Below are 14,989 nucleotides of genomic sequence, written 5' to 3'. Positions count from 1 at the left end.
TCTTCACGCCAATCACTCTTGCCGCGTGGTCAATAATGGCGGCATGAAAACCACCCTCGATGAAATGCAGGCGTTCCTGACGGTGATCGACAGCGGTTCGATCAGCGCCGCGGCCGAGCAGCTGGGGCAGACGCCCTCCGGCGTCAGCCGTGCGCTGGGGCGGCTGGAGGACAAGCTGGGCACCACCCTGCTGACCCGAACCACGCGCCGCCTGCACCTGACCGCCGAGGGCGAAGCTTACCTGCGCCATGCCCGGGCGATCATCGACGCGGTGGAATCGGCCGAGGAACAGATGGCCGCCCGCCGCGAGCGCCCGGCCGGACGCCTGCGCGTGGATGCGGCGATGCCATTCGTGCTGCATGTGATCGCGCCGCTGGTCGCCGGCTATCGTGCGCGCTATCCGGAAGTGCAGCTGGAGTTGAACAGCTCCGAGCGCTACATCGACCTGCTGGAACGGCGCACCGACCTGGCGATCCGGATCGGGCCGCTGGCCGATTCCACCCTGCATGCGCGGCCGTTGGGCCGCTGCCGGCTGCGTCTGGTGGCCAGCCCGGCCTATCTGGCCGCACATGGCGAACCGGCCAGCGTGGCGGCGCTGGGCCAGCACACGCTGCTCAGCTTCAACGAACCGGAATCACTGAATCACTGGCCACTGCCGGGCGATGCCGATGGCCTGCTGCGGGTGCGCCCGGACATCGCGGTGTCCAGCGGCGAGACGCTGCGCCGGCTGGCAGTGGAAGGCGTGGGCATCACCTGCCTGTCCGACTTCGTGACCGACCGCGACCGCGCCGCCGGCACGCTGGTGCCGGTGCTGTCTGCGCAGACGCTGGACGTGTACCAGCCGATCCATGCGGTGTACTACCGCAACACAGCTGTGTCGGCGCGGATCAGTTCGTTCCTGGACTACCTGGGTGAAGCAATGGCGCAGAGCGATTACCTGCGTTGATCTGCGCCGCGAGCAGGCTCGGCTCTACAGAGCCCGGAACGATTGACGGCCCGGTGTAGAGCCGAGCCCGCGCTCGGCTGCCTGCAAAGGATCAGGCTGCGCGCGCCAGCGCATCCTTCGCTGCGGCGGCGGTCGACAGATCGAACACATCCACCGCATCGATCAGCCGGTTCGCCTGCTGTTCCAGGCTGCGCGCGGCGGCACTGGCCTCCTCCACCAACGCGGCATTCTGCTGGGTGGTGCCATCCATCTGGATCACCGTCTGGCTGACCTGCTCAATGCCCGCGCTCTGTTCCTGCGAGGCCGCGGAAATCTCGGCCATGATGTCGGTCACGCGCTGCACCGACGCCACGATCTCGGCCATGGTGTCGCCCGCCTCGCGCACGCGCTGCGCGCCGTGGCCGACCTGTTTCACCGAGGCCTCGATCAGTGCCTTGATCTCCTTGGCGGCGGCGGCCGAGCGCTGCGCCAGCGTGCGCACTTCGCTGGCCACCACCGCAAAGCCGCGACCCTGCTCGCCCGCGCGTGCGGCTTCCACTGCGGCGTTCAACGCCAGGATGTTGGTCTGGAAGGCGATGCCGTCGATCACGCTGATGATCTCGGCGATCTGCCGCGACGAGGTCTCGATCGCACCCATCGTCGCCACCACCTGGCCGACCACGTTGCCGCCGTGCGAGGCGACCGTATGCGCGCCGATCGCGAGCTGGTTGGCCTGGCGTGCGTGCTCGGCGTTCTGGCGCACGGTGGAGGTCAGTTCCTCCATCGAGGCAGCGGTTTCTTCCAGGTTGGCGGCCTGCTGTTCGGTGCGGCGCGACAGGTCATTGTTGCCGGCGGCGATCTCTGCGGCGGCGGTGTGGATGTTGCCGGAGGCGTGCTTGATGTCGGTGACGATGGTCGCCAACTGCGCGGCGGTGGTGTTGGCGTCACCGGCGATGCGCGCGAACACGCCTTGGAAATCGCCGTGCATGCGCGCGCCGAGGCGGCCGTCGGCAATCGCGCGCAGCATGCTGGAAACCTCGCCCAGGTTCAGCTCGGTGGCCTGCATCAGGCGGTTCAGGCCGTCGACCATCGCGCGGAAGTCATGTTCGAAGCGCGCGCTGTCGCCACGCTGGCTGAAGTCGCCGGCGGCGGCGGCTTCGGCCAGGCGGCGGATCTCGCCGTTGATCATGCCGAGATTGGCCTTGGCGGTATCCAATGCATTGGTGATCACGGCCTTCTCCCCGGGCAGGCGTTCCATGTCCTGGCTGAGGTCACCGACGGCGTAACGGCCCATGATCGCGATCGCGCGCATCTTCACCTGGATGTGCGCATCCACCAGCGTGTTGCTGTCGGCCACCATGGTGCCGAAGGCGCCGGGGAAGGCGCTGGCGTCCATGCGGTGGCTGATGGTGCCGGCCTCATGCGCCTGCGCCATCGCGGCCTGTGCATCCAGCACGCCGCGCAGCGTCGACTGCACCGCCTGCATGGCCTGCGCGAGGCGACCGATCTCGTCGCGGCTGCGCACCTGCACCACATGCTGCAAGTCACCGGCGGCCACCGCACGGGCGGCGGCTTCCACGGCCAGCACCGGCTGCACCACGGCACGCCGCAGCCACCAGGCCAGGCCCATCAGCAGCAGCACCGCGGCCAGCACGGTCAGCGCCGCGCACAGCAACAACGTCTGCCGCGCCTGCTGGGAACGCGCGGCCACCGCCGCTTCTGCCACCTGTGTGGCGTGCGCGCTCAGCGTATCCAGTGCGCTCGCCACCGGGCGATCCTTGCCGCGCACGAGGTTGTCGCCGGCAGCGGGATCGTAGCCGGCCTCCGCAAATGCCTGCAGGGCGGCGTGATAGTCCTTCTGCAGCTGCGCGTGCAGGCCGATGAAGGCCTGTGCCCGTTCACGCGTGCGCGCGTCCGGGCTGGCCAGCAGGCCCTTGGCCAGCTGCTCGACCAGACGGCCCTCGCTGTCGAAGGCGTCCAGATGGCGCTGGCGCAGCGCATCGTCGTGGCTGCGCAGCAGCACATTCTTCCATTCCTGCACCTGGCCGCGGAACTCGCGCTGCAGGCGTTCTGCATCGCGGCTGTGCGCGACTTCGGGTGGCGCCTCGGTGGACAGTTTCAACCAGGCGGAGGCCAGGCCGGCGAGGGCGCACAACAGGACCACGGCCAAGCCAACGGAGACCGCACCAAGCAGCTTGGACTGCAGGCGCGGTGCACGGACAGACGCATTCATGTGGAAGGACTCTCGGGAAGGGGCGATTCGGTATCGACCCGTGCGGCCGCCTCTGAAGTGCGACGTGTATCACATTACCGTTTCGTTTAGCGATGTGAAGGAAGTGTTTCATAGGACAGATGTGTCCATATGGAACGAAAGCAGACCCTCGACAGGTGGTTTAAATGTAACTATCTTTGTTACATGAAATCCGCGAACCCGCTCTCCGATGCCCTGCACGTGATGGCCCATCTGGTCGGCCAGCAGGGCCCGCGCACCTCCGAACAGCTGGCTGCGTGCCTGCCGACCCATCCGGTGGTGATCCGCCGCCTGCTGGCGCAGCTGCACAAAGCCGGTTTGGTGAACAGCGCGCGCGGCCATGGCGGTGGCAGCCAGCTGGCACGCGATGCCGCCGCGATCACTCTGCACGACATCTATCTGGCCGTCGGGGCGCCTGCGCTGGTGCAGGTCGGCACGCGGGATGCCGGCCACGGCTGCCCCATCCAGCAGCTGGTCAACAACGCGCTGCTGGAGGGCGCGCGCGAGGCGCAGCGGCTGCTGGAAGCGCGCCTGCAGGCGACTACGCTGGACCAGCTCGGCGCCGACTTCGCCCGCCATCTCGCCCATCACCGTTCCCTGGAAGGCCACCATGAATCCTGATGTGCTCATCGTCGGCGGCAGCTATGCCGGCATCGCCGCCGCCCTGATCCTGGCCCGTGCGCGCCGCCCGCTCACGGTCATCGACGCCGGATTGCCGCGCAACCGTTTTGCCAGCCATTCGCATGGCGTGCCGGGGCTGGATGGCGTCAGTGGCGCCGAGCTGCTGAAGACCGCGCGCCAGCAACTGCTGGATTACCCCAGCGTACGCTGGCTGCACGCCGAGGCGGTGCAGGCATCCGCCACCGCCGCAGGCGTCGAAGTGCACACCGCCGATGGCCAGGTGCTGGCCGCTCGCAAGCTGCTGCTGGCCAGCGGCATCGCCGACCAGCTGCCGGAACTGCCGGGGCTGGCCGAGCGCTGGGGCAGCACCGTGCTGCATTGCCCCTACTGCCACGGCTACGAAGTGGGTGGTGGCGCAATCGGCCTGCTTGGTGGTCATCCAATGTCCGCCAGCAAGGCGCCGCTGTTCGCCGATTGGGGAAATGTCACCTTCTTCAGCCAAGGCCTGCCGATCACCGATGAGGAGCGGGCCGCCATGCAGCAGCGCGGCGTGCAGATCGAGACCGCGCCGGTGGTGGGCGTGCAGGGCGACCAGCCCACCTGGCTGGAAGTGGAGCTGGCCGATGGCCGCCGCATCGCCCAGCGGGCGCTGTTCGTGCCGGCCACGCAGACGATGGCGACGCCCCTGGTGCAGCAGCTGGGCTGCGCCCTGGTGGAGAGCCCGCTGGGCGTGCTGATCGAGGTCGATGCGATGAAGCAGACCTCGCTGCCGAACGTGTACGCCGCCGGCGATGCAACGACAGTTGGCAACATCACCCTGGCCGCCGCCGAGGGCGTGCGTGCGGGCATCGGCGTGCATCACGCGCTGGTGGCCGAAGACAGCGTGGCGCGCTGAACGCGCGTGTTCCGTTGGGTGCCGGCCTTGGCCGGCACCGTTCCATTACCCCTTCACGCACAGCACCTGCCGCAGCGTGTGTACCACGTCCACCAGGTCCAGCTGGGCGGCCATCACATCATCGATCGACTTGTACGCCGCCGGTGACTCGTCCAGCACGCCGCTGTCCTTGCGGCACTCGACGTGTGCGGTGGCCTCGCGATGCTGTGCCAGCGTAATCTGCTGGCGTGCGGCACCGCGGCTCATCACCCGGCCTGCACCGTGGCTGCAGCTGTGGAAGCTATCCGCGTTGCCCTTGCCGCGCACGATGTAGCTGCGCGTGCCCATGCTGCCGGGAATGATGCCCAGCTCGCCCTCGCGGGCACTCACCGCACCCTTGCGCGTCACCAGCAGTTCCTGGCCGTGGTGCGTTTCCTTCTGCACGTAGTTGTGGTGGCAGTTCACCGCCATTGCTGCCAGCTGGAACTTCGGCAGCCGGTGGCGCATCTCGGCCAGCACCCGCGACATCATCGCCTCACGGTTCTGCCGCGCGTAGTCCTGCGCCCACGACACCGCTTCCACGTAGTCGTCGAACAGCGGCTCGCCTTCCATGAAGAACGCCAGGTCCTTGTCCGGCAGGTGGAAGCCGAGCACGCGCCGGGCCAGTTCCTCGCGCGCCTTCTCAATGAAGTAGGTGCCGATAAGGTTGCCGGTGCCGCGCGAGCCGCTGTGCAGCATCACCCACACCGTATCCGTCTCATCCAGGCACAGCTCGATGAAGTGATTGCCGCCGCCCAGCGTTCCCAGCTGACGGTCCAGCTTGTCGGTGCGGATCTTCCGGTGCCTGTCCTTGATCTTCTCCAGCCCGGCGACCAGCCCGGACTGCACCAGCCGGGTGTGGATGCTGTCGGGCATGCGCTGATGCTCGCCACCACGCCCGTTGCCGACCGGAATGCTGCGCTCGATGCTGTTGCGAAGCTGCCGCAGGTCATCGGGAAGGTCGTTGGCACGCAGCGTGGTGCGCACCGCCGCCATGCCACAGCCGATGTCGACGCCGACCGCAGCCGGGATGATCGCGCCCCGGGTCGGGATCACCGAGCCCACGGTCGCGCCCTTGCCCAGGTGCACGTCCGGCATCACCGCCACCCATGGCCCGACGAACGGGATCGCGGCGATGTTGCGCAGCTGCTCGTGGGCCTGCGTTTCCAGCGGAACGCCGTTGACCCAGCCTTTGATCGGCGTGGTGCCCTCGGCGTGCAGCCATTGATAATTGTGTTGAGTGTCCATTGTCTACTTGAATGTCCTTGATGGGCCGGCGGCGCGTCCCTGCGCCGCCGCTACCCCTACCTGATCGTCACCAGCTGCTTCAGCACGCCATCCAGGCCACCGAACACGGTGAGCTTGTCGATCTTCTCGGTGACCTTCTCCAGCGCCTCCAGCTCCTTCAAGCGCATCAGCACCGGGTTGTCCTCGATCAGCTTTGCGGTGTTGAGCTGCGAACGCGTGGCGTTGGCCTCCTCGCGGCGACGGATCACGCTGGCCTGGGCCTGCTTCTCGGCCAGCACCACACCGTTGAGGATCTCCTTCATCTCGCCCGGCAGGATCACGTCCTTGATGCCGACGCCAAGCAGCCGCACGCCGTGGCCTTCGATCGCGGCCTGCACATGGGCGGCAATCTCGCCGTCCAGCGCGGCCTTGTCACCCAGCAGCTCGTCCAGGCTGCGCGCGGCAATCGCCTGGCGCAGGCCGAACTGCAGCTGCCGATAGATGAACTCATCGGCATTGCTGAGCGTGCGGTGTGCACGCACGGGGTCGACCACCTGCACGGTCGCGGCGAGGTTCACCCGCAGGGTCACCTTGTCGCGGCTCAGCAGCTCCTGGCCGGACACGTCCAGCGAGCGTGCACGCAGCTCCACACGCTCCACCGACACGTTGCCGTTGAAGTTCCAGAACGCGTGCAGGCCGGCGCCCAGCGTCTGCCGCAGCGTGCCGTCGATGAACAGCAGGCCGACCGACTCGCTCGGTACGGTGCTGATCACCGCGACACGCGGCAGCACGCCCAGCTGACCCAGGCGCTGCTGCACATCCACCGGCACGTACGGCTCGTCACCCAGTGCCAGCACGCGCACCTGGGTGTCGACCGAGCCCCGCCAGTACAGGCGGCGGCTGCCCGGCGGCAGGACCTCGTCGATGCGGCCGTTGCGCAGCAACAGGCCGACCTCGCCGGCGCCGATGTTGGCCAGTACGAAGTGCGTGCCAAGCGTGGCGCCCAGCGCTTCGATCAGGCTGTCCTGGTCGCTGCCGGTGTAGGCCGCACCCTTCGATGCGTTGTGGATGTCTACCTGCGGGCGGCCGCCGAACAGCGACAGGCGGTGCACGCCCGGCAACAGGATCTGCTGGAAACGACGGTTGCGATACACCAGGCCGCGCTCGCCGTCGCCGATCACGACCTTGATGGTCCAGAACATGGGAGTCTCTCCTTGTATGGCTCTGGTGGTTCGACCCGATGGAATGAATGCCATGGCCCGGGTCGATCAGGTCATGGCAGGGCCGGCTGCACACCACGCGCAGCGGGCGGAAGAGGGCGACCATCGGCGGACGGTCCGCGCGCGGAGCCTGCGGTGCGTCATCACCGTTGCGGCCATCGCTGCCGGCAGACAGCACCGGCACAGCGTGGGGCAGGTAGTGGTGACAGGCCGAGGCCCGGCGTGCGGTCCGTTGCCTTCCACGCCCCGCCCGAAGGTGATGACAGTGGACGGCGACGATGGCCGCTGGGGCTTGCGCCCCGGGTGTTGCTTCAAGTCATGACGTGGAAGGTCATGTGGTTGGAGTGGGAATCGAACCCACGACAGACGGAATCAGGATCCGTTGCTCTATCCGACTGAGCTATCCAGTGGTGAACCGCGCGGAATCGAACCGCGTGCCGGCGAACCGGCGCCTGCCTCCAGCAGGCGATCCAGGCGATGGCATGTCCGCGACCTCCGGCATACGCTACGGCAACGCCGCGCGCACCAGCCCGTGGTTGAAACGGGACCGTTGGTAGTCGAGGGTGCACGCCATCGACATTATCGGCGAGCGATAATGTTTTGATGCGATGCAGATAATGTCCAGGCGCTGCCATGCACGCGGAGAAAATCCTCCGGCGGGGCGGGAAAACCTGGTCAGTGAGCGGCGGGTTGCCGCGCGGGGCGCAGTTCTGGCATCGCGGGTCCTTGTGCCGACGCAAACGAAAACGCCCCCGGGACGTGCGTTCCGAGGGCGTCGTCAAGCCTCGGAGATCGGGGTGGCCGATCTCCGCAGGGCGGGTATCAGGCCGTTGTCAGCTGGTCTTCCTTGCCGAGCGCGCGCGCCAGCACGCCCATGCGCAGGCATGGCAGCAGTTTGGCGATGGCGACGAAATGCGCGTTCAAGGAAGGTTTCCAGTGGTTGTTGAAACGAGGTGCGCACGATAAACCACGATTTAGTCGTGCGCAACCATTTTGTTCAATTATTTTCTTCGGTATGTGTGCAATGCCGGCCAGCGGCCGGCACTCCAACTCAGGCTTCCGCGCTGGCGGCATCCAGCTGCGCAACGTCCTGCACGCTCAACGACAGGTTGGCCGCCGCCAGCAGATCGTGCAGCTGTTCAACGCTGGTGGCGCTGACGATCGGCGCAGTGATCGACGGCCGTGCGATCTGCCACGCCAGCGCGATCTGCGCAGCGCTGGCGCCGTGCTTGCTGGCGACGTCATCCAGTGCCTGCAGGATGCGCAGGCCGCGCGGGTTCAGATAGCGCTTCACCACGTTCTCGCCACGCGCCGGGCTCTTGGCTGCATCGGCCGGGCTGCGGTATTTGCCACTGAGGAAGCCGCTGGCCAGGGCGTAGTAACCGATCACGCCGATCTGCTCGCGCTGCACCAGCGGTTCCAGTTCCTTCTCGTAGCCGGCGCGGTCGTACAGGTTGTACTCCGGCTGCAGGGTTTCGTAACGCGGCAGCTTGTAGTCGGTGGAGACCTTCAGCGCGTCGGCCAGGCGTGTGGCGCTGTAGTTGGAGGCACCGATCGCGCGCACCTTGCCGGCCTCGATCAAGCGGCCGAATGCCGCAAGCGTCGCCTCCAGCGGCGTCGACTCATCGTCCTCGTGGGCCTGGTACAGATCGATCACGTCGGTCTGCAGGCGGCGCAACGAGTCCTCGACCGCCGCACTGATGTTGTCCGGGGTCAGCCCGGGGCGCTCGGCCCACTTGGCCACCTTGGTCGCCAGCACCACCTTGTCGCGCTTGCCGCTGCGCGCGAACCACTTGCCGATCAGCGTTTCCGATTCGCCACCGGCATTGCCGGGCACCCAGGCCGAGTACACGTCGGCGGTATCGACCAAGTTGAAGCCGGCATCGACGAAGGCATCGAGCAGGGCGAAGCTGGCCTTCTCATCGGCGCTCCAGCCGAACACGTTGCCACCGAAGGCGAGCGGACGTACATGCAGGCCGGAGCGGCCCAGTTCGCGGGTTGCCGTCATGGGCACGGACTCCTTGGGGGAAGTGCTTCAGAATAGAGCGCGTTGTGTGACCGTGCTGCGGCGACGACCACAAAACAGTGTTCCGCGACGCGCACGCCGCTAACGTTTTGTGAACACCTGGGACGCTGCGACTGCTAGTCTCGCCGCATCTTCCGTTGGAGTCGTCCCGATGATGCCTGCTTCGTCCCTGCGTGGTTGCCGCCTGCTGCTTGCCTCGGCCCTGCTTGCTGCCGTTCCTGCCTTTGCCGCACCCGCCACGGTGGCGCCGGCGAAGATCCAGGTCTCACCTGCCATCGATGCGGCGGTGAAGGCGCCGACCCGCGATGCCAACAACATCAAGCGCGACGGCTATCGCCATCCCGCGCAGACGCTGGCCTTCTTCAAGGTCGCGCCGGAAAAGACCGTCATCGAGATCACCCCCGGCAACGGCTGGTACTCGGAAATCCTCGCGCCGCTGCTGCATGACAAGGGCCATTACATCGCCGCCGTGGTCGATCCGATGGCGGTGGCCGAAGGCCGTGGCCGCGATTACCAGCAGCGCAGCCGCGACAGTCTGGAAAAGAAATACGCCGCTGCACCGGCGCAGTTCGGCAAGACCGCCGTGGTCGCCTACGATCCGGCCAGGCCGGTGTTCGGCCCGGCCAATTCAGCCGACGTGGTGCTGACCTTCCGCAACGTGCACAACTGGCGCAAGGCCGGCCAGGCGCAAGGCATGTTCCAGGGCTTCTTCAACGTACTCAAGCCGGGTGGTGTGCTGGGCGTGGTCGAGCATCGCGCCAAGTCTGACGTGGCCGACGACGATGACACCGGCTATGTCGGCCAGCAGCAGGTGATCGCGATGGCCGAGGCCGCCGGCTTCAAGCTGGATGCGCGCAGCGAGGTCAATGCCAACCCGCGCGATACCAAGGACCACCCGAACGGTGTGTGGACGCTGCCGCCGACCAACCAGCACGACAAGGCCGACGACGCGAGGTACCAGGCGATCGGCGAGAGCGATCGCATGACCCTGCGCTTCATCAAGCCGTAAGGGGTTGGCGCCGGGCCACGCCCGGCCAGCGCAGCGGCGCCGCAATGGACGTACTGTGTATCCGCCGGGCATGGCCCGGCGCTGCGGGTGGCGCGCGGCATGGGACAATGTGCCATCCGTCGCCTGCCATGCCCTCAATGCTGATCGCCTTCAACAAGCCCTTCAACGTGCTCTGCCAGTTCACCGACCGCAGCGTGCCGCCGCGGCCGACGCTGGCCGGGTTCGGCTTGCCGCCGCGCGTGTACGCTGCTGGCCGGCTCGACCATGACAGCGAGGGCCTGCTGCTGCTGACCGACAACGGCACGCTGGCGCACAAACTGACCGACCCGAAGCACAAGGCCGACAAGACCTACTGGGTGCAGGTGGAAGGCACGCCCAGCGACGACCAGCTGCAGCAGCTGCGCGACGGCGTGGTGCTCAACGATGGGCCGACGCTGCCGGCAAAGATCGAACGCCTCGATCCGGCGCCGTCGCTATGGACGCGCGACCCGCCGGTGCGCTTCCGCAAGACCGTTCCCGACAGCTGGCTGGCAATCACCCTCCGCGAGGGTCGCAACCGCCAGGTACGACGGATGACCGCAGCGGTGAACCTGCCGACGTTGCGGCTGGTGCGGGTATCGATGGGGCCGTACCGGCTGGAGGATCTGCAGCCGGGTCAGTGGCGGCAGATAGGTTGAAACAGCAAGGGCCGGCAGCCTTGCGGCGTCCGGCCCTCATGTGGCTGCTGGGGAATCGGGGTCAGATCCCTCCCGCAGGAAGGGCTCCGGCCCGGGCAGCCTCAGGCATCGCTGCCGATATCGCTGTGCTCATCCACCACCGTGTCGTTGCGACGGTCACGGGCATGGATTCGCTGCGCCTGTCCATCCACCACATGGCCACTGGCAGCCTTCTTCTTCTGCTGCTTGCGATACAGCGCATAGCCGAGCAGGCCGACACCGACGGCAGCAGCGGCGATGGTCACGGCCGGGTTGCGGCGTGCGAACTTGGTGGCGACCTTGCCACCGGTCTTCACTGCGCCGATGGCGGCGCCGGTCTTGATCCAGTCCGCATTGCGCAGGCTGCCACCGGCGCTCTTCAGACCGTCGCCGGCGGTGTGTGCCAGTTCCAGGGCGCGCTCCAGAGCGCGGTCGGTGATTACGGTCAGCTTGCTCATGCGTGGGGTCCTTTGCCTCGGGTCGAAGTCCAGTGTCGCTTGTTGCCCGTAAACGGTATGTCAGGCGGCGTCGCGCGTGGCGTGACTCTACCGCAGCCATTCAGGATCGGGCAGGGTCCCCACCCGGTGCGGCCGACCGCGTCCCCGCCCGGTAGTGCCGGCCGCTGGCCGGCAGCCTCGTGCCACCGTGTGGAAAGCACTGCCGGCCAGCGGCCGATACTACCGCTCACGTTCCGCGCGGCTTGGCGCGGTGCGTGGCCGTTGCCGTCCACGGGTCATCCGGCCATGGATGGCGCGGGTAACGGCCCTTCATTTCCTTCTTCACCTCGGCATAGGTGTTTTCCCAGAAATTGCGCAGGTCCTGGGTGACCTGCAACGGGCGGCCGCCGGGCGACAGCAGGTGCAGGGTCAGCGGCACGCGGCCATCAGCGATGCGCGGGGTGTCGGCCAGGCCGAACAGTTCCTGCAACTTCACCGCCAGCACCGGTGGCAGTGGCTCACCGCTCTCGCCGTCCAGCGCGTAGGTGATCGGCCGCTCCAAGCCTGAAGGCACGGTGATGCGGGGGGGCGCGTGGCGCTCGATCAGCTGCCGTTGTGACCACTCCAGCGGCGACTTCAGCGCTTCGCCGAAGCTGGACTCATCCAGCGCATCCAGGCGACTCTTGCCGGCGAACGCGGGTTGCAACCATTGCGCGCGCGTAGCCAGCAGGGCGTCGTCGCTGCAATCGGGCAGGTCCAGCTCCGGCATCCAGCGCCGCAGCGACTCGATCCGCGCCTGCCACTGGCGCAGTCCTTCGGTCCACGGCAATGCCTGCAGTCCGAGCTCGGCCACCGCATCGGTGAGTGCCTGTGCGGCGTGCTGCGGATCGACCCGGCCCGCCGAGCGGCTGTCCAGCACGATGAGGTCGAAACGGGTTTCACGCAGCGCAACCAGGGCGCGGCGTTCACTGTCCCAGCGCACCACATCTTCAGTGACGAAACGCTCCGGCCATGCCTTGCGCAGGGCACCTTCGTCCACCGGTGCTGCGCGCAGCAACAGCGCGTCACGTGCCTCGAAGCGCAGTTCGCTGGCCACAAGCCACGGTTCGCCACGCAGGTCGCTCAACTCGTGCAGGCGCGCGCTGCGGCCATTGGCCAGCAGGTAGCGCAATGGATCGTTGGGATGTTGGACGCCAATGCGGTCGGGGAAGGCATGCGCGAGCAGGTCACCCAGTTCGTGCGCTTCGATGCTGGCCGGCGGCGCGGCCTCGCAGTGCAGGCGACGCCGCCACTGTTTGGCGGCGGCATCGATCGCGGCCAGCCCGCTGCGATTGGCGTCGCCCGGTGCACGGCCGTTACGGAACGCGGCCAGTGCGCGCCAGCGCGCTGCCAAGGCATCGCCGCCCTGGCGCAGCGGATCGCGCGCTTCGAGCAGGGCGGCCAGATCTGCTGCCAGCGCCTGCGCGCGCGCATCCGGCGCGGCCAGCAGCATCGCCGCCACGCGCGGGTGGGTACCCAGCGCCAGCACACGGCGGCCGAGCGCGGTGATCGCGCTGGTGTCCGACAGCGCGCCCAGGCGCTGCAGCAGTTCGCGTGCTGCGGCAATCGGGCCGGCCGGCGGCGGGTCGAGGAAACGCAGGTCGCTGCTGCCCCACGCCGCCAGTTCCAGTGCCAGCCCGGCCAGTTCCACCTGATCGATCTCGGCGCGGCGCTGTGGCTCCAGCCGCTGCGACTGCGGCCACAGCCGCCAGGCCACGCCCTCAGCCACGCGTCCGGCACGGCCCGCACGCTGATCGGCCGAGGCCTGCGCGATCGCCACCACGTCCAGCCGGGTGAAACCGCTGTTGGGGTCATAGCGAGGTTCGCGTGCCTGGCCGCTGTCGATCACCACGCGCACACCGGGCAGGGTCACCGAGGATTCGGCCACGTTGGTGGCCAGCACCACGCGGCGGCGTCCGTCACTGGCAGCCTGCAGTACGCGCGCCTGCTGCTCTACTGGCAGTTCACCGTGCAGCGCCAGCACCTCGACGCTGCCGTCCAGCGATTCCTGCAGGCCCGCCAGCACGCGCGCGATCTCGCGTTGGCCGGGCAGGAACACCAGCAGGTCACCGGGGTGTTCGGCCAGGGCCTGCTGCACCGCGCGACGCACCTGCAGTTCCAGTGCCTCGTCGCGGCGCGCCGGGAAATGGCTGACCGCCACCGGGTAGCTGCGGCCCTCGCTGCTCAGGCGCGGTGCATCGAGGAAGCGTGCCAGCCGCTCGCCATCCAGCGTGGCCGACATCACCACCAGGCGCAGGTCGTCGCGCAGTTGCGCCTGCACGTCCAGGGCCAGCGCCAGGCCCAGATCGCCACTGAGATGGCGCTCGTGGAATTCATCGAACAGAATCGCGCCGACCTCTTCCATCATCGGGTCGTCCTGCAGCATGCGGGTCAGGATGCCTTCGGTGACGACTTCGATGCGGGTGCGTGCCGAGACCTTGTTCTCGAAGCGGATGCGGTAGCCGACCGTACCGCCGACCTCTTCGCCGAGCTGGCGCGCCATGAACAGCGCGGCGCTGCGTGCGGCCACCCGGCGTGGCTCCAGCAGGATGACCTTGCGGCCCTGCAGCCACGGCGCATCCAGCAGCGCCAGCGGCACCTGGGTGGTCTTGCCGGCGCCGGGCGGTGCTTCCAGCACCAGCCGCGGCTGCGCGGCCAGGTGCTGCTGGATCTGCGGCAGCAGCGGGGAAATCGGGAAGAGCGGGGCGTTCATGTGCAAAGGATAAGGGGCCACGGCGGGCGCAGGTACAATGCGCGGGCACTTTTCCCCCGCGATGACCATGCACCTGATCGATATCGGCGCCAACCTGACCCACGATTCCTTCGACCGCGACCGTGACGCCGTGCTGGACCGCGCACGGCAGGCCGGCGTGGTGCAGATGGTCATCACCGGTGCCAGCCGCGAGCACTCGCCGCTGGCCCTGCAGCTGGCGCAGCAGCATCCGGGCTTCCTGTATGCCACCGCCGGCGTGCACCCGCATCATGCGGTGGAGTACACCGAGGAATGCGATGCCGAGATGCGCGCGCTGCATGCGCACCTGGAAGTGGTGGCGGTGGGCGAGTGCGGGCTGGATTACTTCCGTGATTTCTCGCCGCGCCCGGCCCAGCACCGCGCGTTTGAGCGCCAGCTGCAGCTGGCTTCGGACAATGGCAAGCCGCTGTTCCTGCACCAGCGCGACGCACATGCCGATTTCATGGCCCAGATGAAGAACGTCGAAGGTCGCATTGGCCCGGCAGTGGTGCATTGCTTCACCGGGGAACGCGACGAACTGTTCGACTACCTGGACCAGGACTGGTACATCGGCATCACCGGCTGGCTGTGCGACGAACGCCGCGGCGCGCACCTGCGCGAACTGGTGAAGAACATTCCGGCCAACCGCCTGATGATCGAGACCGACGCGCCGTACCTGCTGCCGCGCACGCTGAAGCCGATGCCGAAGGACCGCCGCAACGAACCGATGTTCCTCTCGCACATCGTCGAGGAACTGGCGCGCGACCGTGGCGAAGACGTGGCGGTGACCGCGGCCAATGCCACGGCGGCCGCGCGCGCGTTCTTCCGCCTGCCCGACGTGGGTTGATCCGGTAGTGCCGGCCGCGGGCCGGCAGCACGGGTGATTGCCGGCCGC

Annotated in this window: 12 protein-coding genes and 1 tRNA gene; 6 read left to right on the top strand and 7 right to left on the bottom strand. The window is 67.8% G+C overall.

The window, feature by feature from the left end:
• Positions 1 to 43 precede the first annotated feature (43 nt).
• Positions 44 to 946, top strand: a complete 903-nt coding sequence (locus QZ853_RS20065) for a LysR family transcriptional regulator (protein ID WP_295579338.1) — start codon at positions 44 to 46, stop codon at positions 944 to 946.
• 91 nt (positions 947 to 1,037) lie between these two features.
• Here the strand turns inward: QZ853_RS20065 and QZ853_RS20060 are convergent, their stop codons facing one another.
• Positions 1,038 to 3,158 (bottom strand): methyl-accepting chemotaxis protein, encoded by a 2,121-nt coding sequence (locus QZ853_RS20060; RefSeq protein WP_295579325.1) that lies wholly within the window; start codon positions 3,156 to 3,158, stop codon positions 1,038 to 1,040.
• A gap of 183 nt (positions 3,159 to 3,341) precedes the next feature.
• Between QZ853_RS20060 and QZ853_RS20055 the strand changes: the two genes are divergently transcribed.
• Complete coding sequence (locus QZ853_RS20055) at positions 3,342 to 3,797, top strand: Rrf2 family transcriptional regulator (RefSeq protein WP_295579312.1); 456 nt, start codon at positions 3,342 to 3,344, stop codon at positions 3,795 to 3,797.
• The gene (locus tag QZ853_RS20050; RefSeq protein ID WP_295579309.1) at positions 3,787 to 4,692 is read left to right on the top strand and encodes an NAD(P)/FAD-dependent oxidoreductase; all 906 of its coding nucleotides are present in this window, start codon (positions 3,787 to 3,789) and stop codon (positions 4,690 to 4,692) included. The genes QZ853_RS20055 and QZ853_RS20050 overlap by 11 nt, the downstream gene beginning before the upstream one ends.
• Before the next feature lie 45 nt (positions 4,693 to 4,737).
• Here QZ853_RS20050 and QZ853_RS20045 read toward each other — a convergent pair whose 3' ends face one another.
• The 4 genes from QZ853_RS20045 to QZ853_RS20030 all read right to left on the bottom strand — a co-directional run bounded on the left by QZ853_RS20045 (position 4,738) and on the right by QZ853_RS20030 (position 9,165).
• Positions 4,738 to 5,958: an RtcB family protein gene (locus QZ853_RS20045; protein WP_295579306.1), complete on the bottom strand. Its 1,221-nt coding sequence runs from the start codon at positions 5,956 to 5,958 to the stop codon at positions 4,738 to 4,740.
• Between the two features lie 56 nt (positions 5,959 to 6,014).
• Complete coding sequence (locus QZ853_RS20040) at positions 6,015 to 7,139, bottom strand: slipin family protein (RefSeq protein WP_295579303.1); 1,125 nt, start codon at positions 7,137 to 7,139, stop codon at positions 6,015 to 6,017.
• Positions 7,140 to 7,493: 354 nt separating this feature from the next.
• Positions 7,494 to 7,564 (bottom strand) — tRNA-Gln (locus QZ853_RS20035).
• 644 nt (positions 7,565 to 8,208) lie between these two features.
• On the bottom strand, positions 8,209 to 9,165 hold the full coding sequence (locus QZ853_RS20030) for an aldo/keto reductase (protein WP_295579301.1): 957 nt from the start codon (positions 9,163 to 9,165) through the stop codon (positions 8,209 to 8,211).
• A gap of 169 nt (positions 9,166 to 9,334) precedes the next feature.
• Between QZ853_RS20030 and QZ853_RS20025 the strand changes: the two genes are divergently transcribed.
• Together QZ853_RS20025 and QZ853_RS20020 are read left to right on the top strand one after the other, a co-directional pair.
• Positions 9,335 to 10,192 carry a methyltransferase gene (locus tag QZ853_RS20025; protein WP_295579298.1) on the top strand — a complete coding sequence of 286 codons (858 nt, stop codon included), beginning with the start codon at positions 9,335 to 9,337 and terminating at the stop codon, positions 10,190 to 10,192.
• Positions 10,193 to 10,329: 137 nt separating this feature from the next.
• The gene (locus tag QZ853_RS20020) at positions 10,330 to 10,869 is read left to right on the top strand and encodes a pseudouridine synthase (protein WP_295579921.1); all 540 of its coding nucleotides are present in this window, start codon (positions 10,330 to 10,332) and stop codon (positions 10,867 to 10,869) included.
• Between the two features lie 101 nt (positions 10,870 to 10,970).
• On the opposite strand, the gene QZ853_RS20015 is transcribed toward QZ853_RS20020, so the two are convergent.
• Both QZ853_RS20015 and hrpB read right to left on the bottom strand, forming a co-directional pair.
• Complete coding sequence (locus tag QZ853_RS20015; protein WP_295579295.1) at positions 10,971 to 11,345, bottom strand: hypothetical protein; 375 nt, start codon at positions 11,343 to 11,345, stop codon at positions 10,971 to 10,973.
• 226 nt (positions 11,346 to 11,571) lie between these two features.
• A complete protein-coding gene (hrpB, locus tag QZ853_RS20010; protein WP_295579292.1) occupies positions 11,572 to 14,076 on the bottom strand; it encodes an ATP-dependent helicase HrpB in 2,505 nt (834 codons plus the stop codon).
• 67 nt (positions 14,077 to 14,143) lie between these two features.
• Here hrpB and QZ853_RS20005 point away from each other — a divergent pair, with 67 nt between their 5' ends.
• Positions 14,144 to 14,941: a TatD family hydrolase gene (locus QZ853_RS20005; RefSeq protein WP_295579285.1), complete on the top strand. Its 798-nt coding sequence runs from the start codon at positions 14,144 to 14,146 to the stop codon at positions 14,939 to 14,941.
• Positions 14,942 to 14,989: the final 48 nt, after the last annotated feature.

This window comes from uncultured Stenotrophomonas sp., assembly GCF_913778665.1.
Classification (GTDB): Bacteria; Pseudomonadota; Gammaproteobacteria; order Xanthomonadales; family Xanthomonadaceae; genus Stenotrophomonas.
The sequence above is the reverse complement of the archived record's forward strand: the minus strand, read 5'-3'. Positions and strand labels throughout refer to the sequence as shown.

Coding starts and splice junctions, on each gene's coding strand:
- QZ853_RS20040 (WP_295579303.1), bottom strand. CDS start 7,139: ATGTTCTGGACCATCAAGGTCGTGATCGGCGACGGCGAGCGCGGCCTG.
- QZ853_RS20055 (WP_295579312.1), top strand. CDS start 3,342: ATGAAATCCGCGAACCCGCTCTCCGATGCCCTGCACGTGATGGCCCAT.
- QZ853_RS20060 (WP_295579325.1), bottom strand. CDS start 3,158: ATGAATGCGTCTGTCCGTGCACCGCGCCTGCAGTCCAAGCTGCTTGGT.
- QZ853_RS20005 (WP_295579285.1), top strand. CDS start 14,144: ATGCACCTGATCGATATCGGCGCCAACCTGACCCACGATTCCTTCGAC.
- hrpB (WP_295579292.1), bottom strand. CDS start 14,076: ATGAACGCCCCGCTCTTCCCGATTTCCCCGCTGCTGCCGCAGATCCAG.
- QZ853_RS20020 (WP_295579921.1), top strand. CDS start 10,330: ATGCTGATCGCCTTCAACAAGCCCTTCAACGTGCTCTGCCAGTTCACC.
- QZ853_RS20065 (WP_295579338.1), top strand. CDS start 44: ATGAAAACCACCCTCGATGAAATGCAGGCGTTCCTGACGGTGATCGAC.
- QZ853_RS20030 (WP_295579301.1), bottom strand. CDS start 9,165: ATGACGGCAACCCGCGAACTGGGCCGCTCCGGCCTGCATGTACGTCCG.
- QZ853_RS20015 (WP_295579295.1), bottom strand. CDS start 11,345: ATGAGCAAGCTGACCGTAATCACCGACCGCGCTCTGGAGCGCGCCCTG.
- QZ853_RS20050 (WP_295579309.1), top strand. CDS start 3,787: ATGAATCCTGATGTGCTCATCGTCGGCGGCAGCTATGCCGGCATCGCC.
- QZ853_RS20025 (WP_295579298.1), top strand. CDS start 9,335: ATGATGCCTGCTTCGTCCCTGCGTGGTTGCCGCCTGCTGCTTGCCTCG.
- QZ853_RS20045 (WP_295579306.1), bottom strand. CDS start 5,958: ATGGACACTCAACACAATTATCAATGGCTGCACGCCGAGGGCACCACG.